We start from the raw sequence: 12,269 nt of genomic DNA on the forward strand, positions 1-12,269 counted from the left end.
TCGTCCTGAGCCAGGATCAAACTCTCCATTAAGGTAGAACTTGAGTTGCCTCATTCTTTACATCTGGCGAGAACTTGCATTCTCTATTTTACTCACTCGTTGATTCAGTTTTCAAAGGACAATTCTTTTTTTGTGCCTGCTGATTAAAAAGCCGGAGGACCAGTATATCATGTTTCGGTATTACATTGCAAGTGCAAATTATTCCAGACTTGCAAGCAATTCAATTCTACTTATCCGGTAACAATAATAATGACCGGGTTACATAATCTATCACGTTTACTATTACATTGCAAGTGCAAATTTTTCCATTATAGAGATGCACATCAATCGGTGACGGTCTGTTTCACAGTTTTGTGAGTAACTTAATCTTTCCTTTATGGAAAATATACATATTCGTGCGTAATGAATTAGTTCTAATGTAGCGCCAAAAAATGTAGAAATGCTGCACTAGTATACGCTGAATAAGCTTGGAAATTATCATGTTTGCTATCATCTGCAAAATCATAAATCGATTTGCAAACTATAACTTTGGGCTTTGTTCTATAAGGATTTTCAACAGCATAAAAAAACCGTATGATTCATCTACACCCTTTAACTATCTATTATGCACACAGATTCACAAGCCATTGATCCCTTCACTATTTTTAAAGATGTTTCAGGTTTTTGACCAGGCCATAAATCTTTTATAGAACTTCCCCATTATAGATCATGTTACGTATTGATGGATAATTTTATTAAAGAAGCTTAGCAGACAAGGTGAGATTACAAAGTTACAAGGTGATTTCCACTTCCACAGATAGTTTCTTCGGAAACGCATGCGGCTGAGGGAATACTTTTCATTATCGGCTATGAAGTCAAAAAAAAGTGTATGATTTATCACTCGCCTGCTGGATATGGAGGAGCATTCGTATGATGATGTTTTCGAATGGTATGGGTTCAATGATTTAACTTGACCGTGAAGTCAAGAATGTGTATGATACGAATATGAGCAGACCAAGAGAGTTTGATGTCGAGAAAGTATTGGATCAGTCGATGGAAGTGTTCTGGGACAAGGGCTACAAAACAACGTCGTTTGAAGATCTCACGAAGAAAACAAACGTCAAGAAACAGAGTCTATACGGCGTCTTCGATGACAAACGTACCTTATTTCTTAAAGCCCTTGCCCTATACGGGAGAAAAAATATTGATATGTTGAAGGCAATGACTCAGAATGGCGGTTCACCAACGGAAATCCTTGATGCCATTAAATCGGCTTCTTCCTCGGTCTCCGGCGGTGAAGAGGGTCACAGGAGTTGTCTGATGGTCAATAGCGCTTTGGAGTTTGGCGTAAGCGACCAGGAGGTGACCCAAGAGATCGAGCGCATGTTCGACGATGTGCAATCTGTCCTCGAGGAGGTGATCCGCAAAGGGCAGGAAGCGAACGAAATTACAACGCGGTTTTCGAGCAAGCAATTGGCAGCCCATTTGGCGAACGCCATGCGGGGGGCGAAAATTTTAGAGAAGTCCGGAGCTCCATTAGAATATATAGAAAATACGCTGGAAACTTCGTTTAATTTGATCAAAAGATACTAAATTTTTTTTGCTCAATTCTTGACTACACAGTAAATTATTTTGAAGGGATTACATGGCCGAAGACAACAGAAAATATTTTTTTACACAATTCTTGACTGCTCGGTAAATAATTGATGTATAAAACTAATAAGGAGATGTTTTCATGTCTGCATCCACAACAACGCTATTATTGCACTACCAATTAGCAAATCTCACTTTGAAAAACCGGGTCGTGCTAGCCCCGATGACACGGATTTCGGCTACGCCCGACGGCCGTGCAACGGAAGCTATGGCTCGATACTATGCCAACTTTGCCGCCGGCGGTTTCGGACTGCTCATTACCGAATCCAGCTATACGGACACAGCCTATAGTCAAGGAGCCCTTAATCAGCCCGGCATTACGAACGTAGCTCAGATCGAGGCCTGGAAGACGGTCACCGATGCCGTTCATAGTCAAGGAAGCAAGATTATCGCCCAACTGGCACATGCCGGAGCGCTGTCACAATTTACGGAGGATACCGTTTCCTCTTCGAGCTACACGCCGGAAGGCGAACGAAGCCCTATATACGGTAGCGGCGGCGCCTTTCCCACGGCACGGGCGTTAACTAAAGACGCTATACTGGAACTTGTCGAAAGCTTCGAGAACGCAGCCGTGAATGCCAAGAAGGCCGGTTTCGACGGTGTGGAAATCCATTCTGCCAACGGGTTCTTGCCCGACCAGTTTTTGACCGATTACACGAATCAGCGTACAGATGAATACGGCGGTTCACTCGAAAATCGACTACGTTTCCTGCTCGAGATCATTAGGGCGGTCAAAGCGAAAATGGCAAATGACTTTGTCGTAGGCGTCCGTATTTCGCAAGCCAAGATGAATAATTTCACTTACAAATGGCCAAATGGGGATGCGGACGCAAAGTTTATTTTCGAATCATTAGCAGCAGCCGGGGTAGACTATATTCACACGTATGAATATCATTCATCGGCTCCGGCATTCGGCGAAAGCGGCCCAACGCTCGCGGAGCTGGCCAAGAAATACAGCAAGACAACCGTGATCGTGAATGGTGGGATTACGGAACCTGAAGAAGCTGAAGGCGTCTTGAACCAGGGAGGCGACCTGGTCGCACTTGCCAAGATTGCGTTGTCCAACCCCGATTGGCCAATGAAAGTTCAGCGCGGACAAGCGGTTGCGCCTTTTGACGGTCAAGTGCTGGCGCCACAGCCTTCCATTAAGGAAAGCGAACTATTACCGCTCAACCGCATGCAGGCAAGAGGGGTTTGAACTTATCCTTGGGATTAAGTCGCGTTCTTGAGCAGCAAGCGATCTTCAGCCATTAACGGCGCTGCATTTACGCATCGATGGCGGAGGCATCAAAAACATCTTTTGAATTTATTATATCAAGAAAGCGCGCTAATCCACTTTGCGCGCTTTCTGCTGTTTCGCTACGATCATCAGTCCGCTACGCATAAATAGACCCGTTCGCCACAGGCGATTCAAAAATTCAATCCGTCCTTCCGGCGAGTCCAGACCACCGAGCGGACCAATGGCGTAATTCCCCCCATCGCAATCAGCTTGTGTGTTTCCTCCCGGCCGAGTTCTTTTAGTGTCTGCTTTATACTGCCCCCAAAGGAATCTGCGACAACGATATGGACATGGGTGCAGGCTGCACACAGGATCCCAACCCGCCCTTTTCCCCTGAAGTCCCATCAGTTCGTCATACAGCTCATTCAGTTCGACAACCACCGTTTCAAGCGGGCCTCCCTGTTCCTTCATCAGCTTGATTTTCGCCAAAACTAACTTCAAATATGGCTTCAATTCTCCCACCCCTATCGGTTGTGAACGTGCAAACCAAATAACGGTGTAAGCTTTTTTGTTGTTTCCACTTAAATTCTATTTATTTGGGGCTCTCCAAGTGGTAGTTTCATTCCGTAATTTGGCGGAACTTTATGCAACCATACTATATAAAACTCGTATATTAGAATTAACTAATTTTAACAGAATCAAATAATAACTTAACAAAGGCACTTTTTCAAAAGCCTATGTAGGGGAGAATTGAGTTGTGATAGAATCCAGGACTTCAAAACTGAATGAATCGTTGTTGGACATACAAAGTGCACAGAATAAAGTTATCGCAAACAACATTGCTAATGTAGATACTCCTCACTACAAGTCTAAATCCATTGATTTTCAGGAAGAGCTCCGACGCAAGCTAGAGGGCGGGAAAGAATTGGCTATGAAACGGACTCATGCAAAGCATTTACCTATGAATGGCGCCAGTGCTTCCGCTGTTCCATTCCGGATTATTGAAACAAAGAACACCGTTATTAACAATAACAATAACAATGTTGATATCGATTACGAGATGTCCAATCTTGCTAAAAACCAGCTTCTTTATAATGTTACAGTTGATCGTGTAAGTGGGCATTACTCTAAAATGAAAAAACTTTTGCAGGATCTTCGTTGAGAAGCAATGGCATGTAGAACGCGTTTTTGATCAGTATTTCTCCACCTTCTTTGATTCGACCCATTGTCATCGATATATCGCTTCGTATACGAAAAGCTCCACCGAGGGCATTGCTCCTAAGACCAAAAGACCTCAACAAGTTAGTGATATACCAAGCCTATTGAATACCCAAATATTGGATATGGATGATTGAGTAACCAAACATACTTCGCCATTTGTGCACGAATATTGCTGAGAATACATATTCCCGACAAGTGTCGGATGACAAGACACGGCTAAATCCGGTCAGCGCGATGCTCTGGTAAATTTATTGTTAGACGCTGCGGCTTCCGCGCAGTCCGTTAAGGTCAATTGTCTTGGAAAATGACCCTGATACCGTATGGGTAACAGAGGTGTGGAGTCATTCAGAAGAACATTCGGCTTCCCTTTCACAAGAAGATACAAAAGAGTCTATCCAACGTGCATGCCACTAATAGCAGCCGTTGAGGCAACCAAAATAAAGCCTGGTGGCAAGCTCCTCAACCAACGTGCCCGTTCAATACCCCTTGTCAGCGAGAGAATGAGTTAGTAAATTTTAGACCATTTTGGACCGCTAAATTTCGGAGTGAAAAATAATTTCAAACAATCCTGAACTGGGCAACCATCATGACCCTTTCCTGCATATGGTATAGCAGATTCATATTCTCCTCTTGGAGGTGTGTTATGGGTATAGAGTTAGTCGGGCTTCATTGGGTGTATTTAACGATTGTGGTTTTGCTGATATTTTGTATGATCCTTAGGAGAGATACAACATTACTGTGCATTTTGGGTATTTTCCTCTTAGGAATCTCGACTAATTCGATCGCCACTTCGGTTAGCGGTATTTTCAACAGCTTCATCTTTGCGATTAAGGAGTTGCTCAGCACAATACTCATTATTTCAATTATCGTTGCTTTGAGCCGAGTACTGACGATCACTGGTATCAACGAAGTTATGATCTCTCCATTTACCCGATTGATGCGATCCCCCTCACTGGCATATTGGACGATCGGTATCGTCATGATGGTCATTTCTTGGTTTTTCTGGCCCTCTCCGGCTGTTGCTTTGATCGGTGTCGTCCTCCTTCCAGCTGCCATGCGTGTGGGGCTGCCACCAATTGCAGTAGCCGTCTCAATGAATTTGTTCGGGCACGGTATTGCCCTATCTGGAGACTTTGTCATTCAGGCTGCTCCTAAGTTAACGGCAGATGCCGCTGGAATACCTGTCATTGATGTCATATCCGCCAGCGTACCGTTGGTCTTCGTAATGGGAGCCGTAACTACGATTACTGCATTTTGGCTGATACGCAAAGACTTAAAATCCGGCAAGCTGGTCAACACAGCCGACGGACTTTTTCAAGCGGGCGGTCACAACGGTTTAACTTACGATCACAAGAGCCAAACTAACAGTCTTACTCCCAACATGCGCAAAATGATGGCTGTTATTATCACAATTTTGTATTTGATCGATGTGCTAGTGATGTATTTTCTTAAGCTGCAGGGAGGGGATGCGACAGCACTGCTGGGCGGCACTACTATCCTCATTCTGTTGGCAGTCAGTTTACTGGCGCACCGCAACCAAGGTTTGGAGAAAATAACGGAGTACATTATTGATGGGTTTCAATTCGGCTTTAGGGTTTTCGGCCCTGTCATTCCGATTGCCGCTTTCTTCTATCTCGGTGATTCTGCCTTATTTGAAATCTTCGGCAAAGTGATGCCTGAAGGCTCCAACGGCATCGTGAATGACTTGGGCGTCGCGTTAGCCCACACGGTTCCGATAAATGCTCCCGTCGGAGCGCTTACACTGGTGACGACTGGCGCCATCACGGGTTTAGACGGTTCAGGTTTCTCGGGCATCTCCTTGGTCGGATCCATCGCCCATCTATTCTCTATCGCTATTGGATCTGGAATTGCCACCTTGACCGCCCTCGGTCAAATTGCCGCTATCTGGGTCGGGGGAGGCACGATCATTCCTTGGGCACTCATTCCTGCAGCCGCCATCTGCGGGGTCAATCCGTTCGATGTGGCGCGACGCAACCTCATACCGGTGCTTATCGGACTTGGGGTGACAACCATAGTGGCCATATTTCTCATCTAGCGCGGATGAAGCGTCTAGCGTCTACTAGCAAACAAAAAGGAACATGCATCCCGCAAAGCGGAACTGTTCCTTTTCTTTATGCCCAAAGACCTTTTGCGAAGGCTACCACGCGGTAGCTCTTCTGGCATTGAACTAGCAGTATGCGTTAGTTATTCAATCCACTGTCGTGGTCCCACAATATGGAAAAGATGCTGTCTATCATGATTTAATGCATCCTCAATACGCTTACATGTGAAATCACTAATCGGCATAACTTCCCCAAAAAGAATACAATCCCGATTAACGTAGTGAATGCTATTGCTAATATCCATACATGCATATCTACACCTTCTTAGCTTAAACGCACGGTCAAGTCCTTGGATTATTATTCAAAACGCTTTTGTTATTTCTTCGCAAAAAAGAAAGATGACAGCGTAGAAAGATAATCCCTATTATATACACCCCGGCAGAATACCATAGTGACCAGCTGTTATAGGTTAAATAACCGACCTTTATTGTTATCCATTCAAAAACAACGGAAAAAATCATACATCCTATTAAATAAACGAAGAACATCAATCTATTCTTTGGCATAAAATTCAGGATTATTATCCCTGCAGCCCCTGGAAAAATAGTTTGGATCACGACGGCTTGCCATTGTATGCCTGGACCAAGTTGATCATAAAAATGGAGAACAAGATCTAACAACTGATCAGCGATACGTGTAAGAAACACCATTAACAGCCAAGTGCTGTACATTTCTTGCAGAGTCAATCGCTTGGGCATAAACCAAACTATAAAAATAGCTACCAATGTTGCGATTGACATAAAAAGCATAATTTTGCACCTCAATATCTCGATTTACCGTGGCTGTCTCATTGATTTACAGTATTGTCAGAGAACTTATTATTAAGAAGAAACCCTGTTTGCCGATTCCGAAATTGTCGAATTCGTTGACGGAAATATCGAGCAGTATTTCAAATAGGTGATTTGATCGCTCTCTGCCGCTGTGGCCATTCCAAAACTCAGCCCTACTGTGACGGCTCTCATAAATCACGTGTCAACGAAGCATCCTCGGCAAAATAAAAAATTATAGATAAACGAAAACCCCTATCGTCATCAGTGATCATCGTTCACTGTCAATTTGTTGAGCTAAAGTTCTCCGTTAGTTTTGAATCGTCTGTTTTCACATCTGCGATAACCCTCTACGAGAGGAAACCATCAATAAATAACCACATGGTGTCACATTGTTCTTTCATTCAGTTTAAGCAGCTTTAAATAATTTTAAACGTGACATATGTGTTGAATTATGCTGGCCGTTCGTAACGCCTAAAAGAGAACAAAGGTTTTGAATTAGTTTCGTATACTAAAGACTTTGATCTATCTGACAGGCTTCATTCTAGGTACACTAGACACCATATTATAAGCGCTGGAAGAAGTTTATTTAAACAAGGAAGAGCTTAGATTTATTAAAGGGATATGTATAGAATGAGCCTCATGGATGACATTATCTCGACAATACAAAACTGACTTTCAGCCAAATGTGAATAAGCCAATAGAAGCAAAAAGAAAACCTCGTCATTTGACGTGGCTTTTTTGTACTGGCACTAACTCCTCCACACTATTCCGCTGCAGTCTACGAACCGATCCGTTACTCCGTTAGGTATCGCGCAGGAGCTGCGAACCCGCATAACTCCGTTTTTAGGGTAATCCAAATTTTACTAACCAGGCTTCCTCTGAATCACCAATTTTCCTCTCTTATGCTTGGTTTTAATCAGCCCTGTGCGGCAAAAGGAAAAATCCCATCCACATGATCTTCAGCTTTTGCCCTACACGGTTATGCATTATCACAATATTCTTCTTGAGAATTTTCCCTTAGCTTTTCTACATGAGTTGTCAGAATATCAATAAATCCTTTTGCGGCCTTCCCAATATGTTTATCTCGATGGAATACAATTCCTATTTCTCTGCAAAGCGCCGGATTCTCAATAGGGATCATGATTAGATCTCCGTTGTTGTACATTTCTAAGAGTGTCTTTGAAAGTATGGTCGCTCCCGCTCCAGACCGCACTAGTCCAAATAATGATTCAATCGTAGTAGTTTCAATGAGGGGCTGCAATTTGAAGCCAGCAGTGGAACATGTCAAATCAATCAATTGACGACAACGATGGGATTCTGGAAACATAATAAAAGGAGTGCCTTTTATTTCATCAAAATTAATGGCCGAATTATTAGCAAAGGGATGATCAGGAGTTGCTGCAAAGTAAAATCTTTCTTTGTATAGAGCAATTTTTGAGATTCTTTCATCCTCTAAAGGTAAGATTGTAATCGCAAAATCTAGTTCATTTTGCAAAATGAGGTTCACAATATCCTCAGTACCTATTATTTTAATACGGATCTTGGGATAGTTGCGATGAAACTCAAGCAGTAAAGATGAAACCAATTGGTTTAGCTCTCCAGGTAGTGCCCCTATGGCTAATGTTCCTCTTTCTATATTTTGCAATTCCTGAATTTGATCACGAGCACTTAATAAATTACTGAATATCAGTTTGCATTGCTTGTATAGAATCATTCCTGCCTCGGTAATGGCAGTTTTTTTTCCTATGCGATCGAACAAGGGAACTCCAAGATCATCTTCTAATGCTTTAATTTGATGACTTAAAGTTGGCTGAGTGATTCCCATTTTCTCAGCAGCCTTCGTGAAGTGTAATTCTTCGCATAAAACAGAGAAATACTCCAATTGTCTTATTTCCATTACCCACACTCCAATTAGACGAAAATTTATTAAATGCTTATCCGCGTAATAACTTACCGTTAAACAAAATAATTAATGTCTTAACAAAAAGCACTATTAGAACAAACGTAAGGACAGCTAAAAGTATAACTGCAATTGCTTTGATTGGCCAAGAATCCACATATAGCGCATATTTCAATGCTGCATTGCTCAATGCAGCCATTGGAAAGCTAACGGCCCACCAAGAGACTCCGAATGGCACTGTTTTTTTGAACACTTTAAAGAAGAACACTACAAAAAGAAATAGACCAAAATAGAATAATATGGAAGCAAAATTATCAATGTGTTGGCTGAAATTAGTGTACCCAAGAAAGCCAACTTCAAATGGTGCGATTAAGATAATCATTGAAGGTCTTAACCCAATAGCCAAAGGCTCATGGTGTATCAATCTGTGAATAATCAGTACAAAGAAGACCAAAGCTATAAATGTGCCAATTGCTAAACTAAAGAGGTTAACTTCATGAGCCCATGCGAAAGGCATTGTTCCACCAGCTACAGCTATATCTAAAGTTGCCACTCCCGGAATAAGCCAAGCAGGTACAAAATTAAGTGCTTCTTGTTTCCCTTTCAACAAGCGACTGATAATAATATAGCTTAACATTATAGTTAATATTGTACCTATAATCCAAACTATTTCACCTAAGGTCTTACTTAAAGGTGAAATGACTGATGATAACAACAGTAAAGCAATCGTAATTGTACCAAAAAAACTGCCAGCAATGGGATGTTTAAATTCTGCAATAACTTTTTCAAAGAATCTAAATGTTTTAATGCTATAGGCTAAAGCTAGAATCAAAAAAATAATAACAGCTATTGCTCCAATAATATCCCCAATAAAATGATAAGTGCCAAATACTTCACTAGAAAGCCTCCAAGCTAAAGCAAGTCCCGAAATTCCCATTACTGAAGCAAATAAATTTACCGGCAAAAACTGTAGAGCATCCGTTCTTCTGGATTTTATATTTTCAATACTCATGATGTTTCCCCTTTCTATATAAGCTTGTTCTTCAGTTCATGTCTGAATTATATATGCAGGTGTCTCATACATCAATACTATCGTTTCTATTATAACTATTACTTTTATCTATTATTAAAATTACAAAATTAGTCTATATCTATCTATCAACTCCAATTTAAAAAGACTAAGGTACCCACCTAGTCTTTTATATACATAAAAGTCAAATTCCAACTAATTTTGGAACAATTATAATAACTGTGATATTCCATAATTCGTTAGAAAAATGAAGCTGAGAACCCGTATTACTCGGTTCCTTTTGTTCCATAAATATTTAGAACTGTGAATGTGTTTATTCCTTAAATCTTTAGAAAAAAGTTTATTGATAACTGAATGAAAAGGTATAATTATACAAAGTTCGTAGACGGACATTTAACTTTCAAATTCCCGACATTAAACCACCTATACAAATTGGGAATATGAGGCCAATAGAAAATCAGCTAAAATAATAATTCTTTACCGATCGTTCTCAATATGCTAATATGCTTTTAGTGGACGGAAGATAGAGTAACAAAAAAGGGCGTGAGAATGTTCATGCCTAGAAGTAAAGAGTTTGAAATCAATACAGTATTAGACAAGGCAATGGATTTATTCTGGAGACAAGGCTATGAAAAAACCTCTATACAGGAACTCGTCACCTACGTGGGTATTCACAGGAGAAGCTTGTACAATACTTTTGGAGACAAACATGACTTATTCATGGATGTAATGAATCGATATAAGACGGTTACTGAGGCAAGAATAAATAATCGAATTCATCAAACCATTTCTGCAAAACAAGCCATTAGGCAATTGTTTGAGATGACGATATGTACTGAAGAGGATCATCCCAAAGGCTGTCTAATGGTTAATACTGCGGTGGAGTTAGCGTTGCACGATTCGGAAGCCGCCGCTAACATTCTTCAGAGTTTTTTAATTACGGAGAAATTGTTTTATGATCTGCTAGTAAGTGGACAGCAAGCAGGAGAAATTGCCGGACATCATAATGCTGTAAATCTCTCTTTATATCTTAATAATGCTTGGGTGGGATTGCGCGTACTGGTAAAAACAACAGAAAGCAAAGAAAAATTAGTAAACATTATTGATACAACCTTAGCAATCCTAGATTGATTTTTTTTATCATTAGGAGAACGATCGTTCCTGATAGGATTTGAAGCGTCATTAAATAATAAAGAAAGGTGGTGATCCCAACGATTCTAGGTTAGGTCAAACAGTTCTATAAAATAGATAACGAAGGAGAATTTAAAAATGATGATAACAAATACAAACCATCTTGACGGTAAGGTAGCCTTTATAACGGGTGGGAATCGCGGTATTGGATTTGAAACAGCACGAGAACTGGGGAAGCTTGGGGCAAATGTCGTTATTGGCGCACGAGATTTGCAAAAAGGGGAAGCTGCGGCAGAAACACTTCGTTCTGAAGGAATCCAGGCAGAGAGTCTCAAATTCAATATCACTCTGGCTGAAGATCGTCAAGCTGCCTATGACTTTTTTGACCAACGCTACGGCAAGCTTGATATCCTAATTAACAATGCCGGTGTACAAAAAGAGATTGAACATCTTTCACCCATGAATCAAACAAGCACCGTATCGCCAGCAGTTCTATATGAAACATTTAATGCTAATTTTTTCAGTCTGGTTGAAACCACACAGCAGTTACTTCCGTTGATTCGTAAAGCACCTGCTGGTAGAATCGTCAACCTATCTAGTGCTCTTGGATCGCTTACACTACATGCCAATCCTGCTTCTCCAATATACGGCGTAAAGCTTCTTGCTTATAACTCATCAAAAGCAGCATTGAATTCATTTACAATTCATCTCGCTCACGAACTTATGGATACTCCAATCAAAGTTAATTCTGCCCATCCAGGTTGGGTGAAAACCGAATTAGGGGGTAAATACGCAGAAATAGATGCTACAGAAGGCAGCAGGACAAGCGTAAAACTTGCTACTTTACCTACAGATGGACCGACTGGTAAATTCTATCATTTAGACGATGAACTTCCTTGGTAATAAATAATAATCCTCAAGATTAATAACTAATCTTGAGGATTATTATTTAAGTTCTTTTTCACTCAAGATATGACTGGCTTCGGAGTTCCAGTTCTTGAGAAAATATAATTTTATATTCTGTACCCTCGCCTAATTCTCTCGCTCTTAATAACGAATTTCCCATTCATCTTTTTTTTTGCTATAAAAAAAGGAATGCTCAGATACCACCTCCGCTAAACTAGACCCTTAGTCAAGGACACTTTAAAAAAAGAGTGCTAGGCCACACATAAGAGATGATTCCTGTACTGAACAGGAGTCATCTTTTTTAGTCCCCACTGATATCTGTGATGATTATAATAAC

Annotated in this window: 12 protein-coding genes; 7 read left to right on the plus strand and 5 right to left on the minus strand. The window is 41.0% G+C overall.

What is annotated here, in order from left to right; genetic code table 11:
* Nucleotides 1–984: 984 nt before the first annotated feature.
* Nucleotides 985–1,572, plus strand: a complete 588-nt coding sequence (locus tag G9U52_RS38440) for a TetR/AcrR family transcriptional regulator (RefSeq protein ID WP_166158665.1) — start codon at nucleotides 985–987, stop codon at nucleotides 1,570–1,572.
* A 142-nt stretch (nucleotides 1,573–1,714) separates the two neighbouring features.
* Nucleotides 1,715–2,830 (plus strand): NADH:flavin oxidoreductase, encoded by a 1,116-nt coding sequence (locus G9U52_RS38445; protein WP_166158668.1) that lies wholly within the window; start codon nucleotides 1,715–1,717, stop codon nucleotides 2,828–2,830.
* A gap of 129 nt (nucleotides 2,831–2,959) precedes the next feature.
* Here G9U52_RS38445 and G9U52_RS38450 read toward each other — a convergent pair whose 3' ends face one another.
* Nucleotides 2,960–3,364 carry a hypothetical protein gene (locus G9U52_RS38450; RefSeq protein WP_166158671.1) on the minus strand — a complete coding sequence of 135 codons (405 nt, stop codon included), beginning with the start codon at nucleotides 3,362–3,364 and terminating at the stop codon, nucleotides 2,960–2,962.
* Between the two features lie 244 nt (nucleotides 3,365–3,608).
* On the opposite strand from G9U52_RS38450, the gene flgB reads away from it, so the two are divergent.
* Nucleotides 3,609–4,013 carry a flagellar basal body rod protein FlgB gene (gene flgB / locus G9U52_RS38455; RefSeq protein WP_166158674.1) on the plus strand — a complete coding sequence of 135 codons (405 nt, stop codon included), beginning with the start codon at nucleotides 3,609–3,611 and terminating at the stop codon, nucleotides 4,011–4,013.
* A 702-nt stretch (nucleotides 4,014–4,715) separates the two neighbouring features.
* Nucleotides 4,716–6,128, plus strand: coding sequence for a hypothetical protein (locus tag G9U52_RS38460; RefSeq protein ID WP_166158677.1), 1,413 nt, complete (start codon nucleotides 4,716–4,718; stop codon nucleotides 6,126–6,128).
* A 348-nt stretch (nucleotides 6,129–6,476) separates the two neighbouring features.
* On the opposite strand, the gene G9U52_RS39630 is transcribed toward G9U52_RS38460, so the two are convergent.
* Nucleotides 6,477–6,935 (minus strand): hypothetical protein, encoded by a 459-nt coding sequence (locus tag G9U52_RS39630; protein WP_207953476.1) that lies wholly within the window; start codon nucleotides 6,933–6,935, stop codon nucleotides 6,477–6,479.
* 162 nt (nucleotides 6,936–7,097) lie between these two features.
* Between G9U52_RS39630 and G9U52_RS40650 the strand changes: the two genes are divergently transcribed.
* Entirely contained in the window at nucleotides 7,098–7,193 is a 96-nt protein-coding gene (locus tag G9U52_RS40650; RefSeq protein WP_166158680.1) for a CDGSH iron-sulfur domain-containing protein, read from the plus strand.
* A 751-nt stretch (nucleotides 7,194–7,944) separates the two neighbouring features.
* Here the strand turns inward: G9U52_RS40650 and G9U52_RS38470 are convergent.
* Complete coding sequence (locus tag G9U52_RS38470) at nucleotides 7,945–8,862, minus strand: LysR family transcriptional regulator (protein ID WP_166158683.1); 918 nt, start codon at nucleotides 8,860–8,862, stop codon at nucleotides 7,945–7,947.
* A gap of 37 nt (nucleotides 8,863–8,899) precedes the next feature.
* Nucleotides 8,900–9,877, minus strand: coding sequence for an SLAC1 anion channel family protein (locus G9U52_RS38475; RefSeq protein WP_166158686.1), 978 nt, complete (start codon nucleotides 9,875–9,877; stop codon nucleotides 8,900–8,902).
* 573 nt (nucleotides 9,878–10,450) lie between these two features.
* On the opposite strand from G9U52_RS38475, the gene G9U52_RS38480 reads away from it, so the two are divergent.
* Together G9U52_RS38480 and G9U52_RS38485 are read left to right on the plus strand one after the other, a co-directional pair.
* Nucleotides 10,451–11,026 (plus strand): TetR/AcrR family transcriptional regulator, encoded by a 576-nt coding sequence (locus tag G9U52_RS38480; protein WP_166158689.1) that lies wholly within the window; start codon nucleotides 10,451–10,453, stop codon nucleotides 11,024–11,026.
* 138 nt (nucleotides 11,027–11,164) lie between these two features.
* Nucleotides 11,165–11,929, plus strand: a complete 765-nt coding sequence (locus tag G9U52_RS38485; RefSeq protein ID WP_243767805.1) for an SDR family oxidoreductase — start codon at nucleotides 11,165–11,167, stop codon at nucleotides 11,927–11,929.
* A gap of 254 nt (nucleotides 11,930–12,183) precedes the next feature.
* Here the strand turns inward: G9U52_RS38485 and G9U52_RS38490 are convergent.
* Nucleotides 12,184–12,269 (minus strand): IS3 family transposase (locus tag G9U52_RS38490; RefSeq protein WP_166146575.1); only part of this gene is annotated, 86 nt, incomplete at its 5' end.

The sequence above is a fragment of the Paenibacillus agricola genome, assembly GCF_011440305.1.
GTDB lineage: Bacteria > Bacillota > Bacilli > Paenibacillales > NBRC-103111 > Paenibacillus_S > Paenibacillus_S agricola.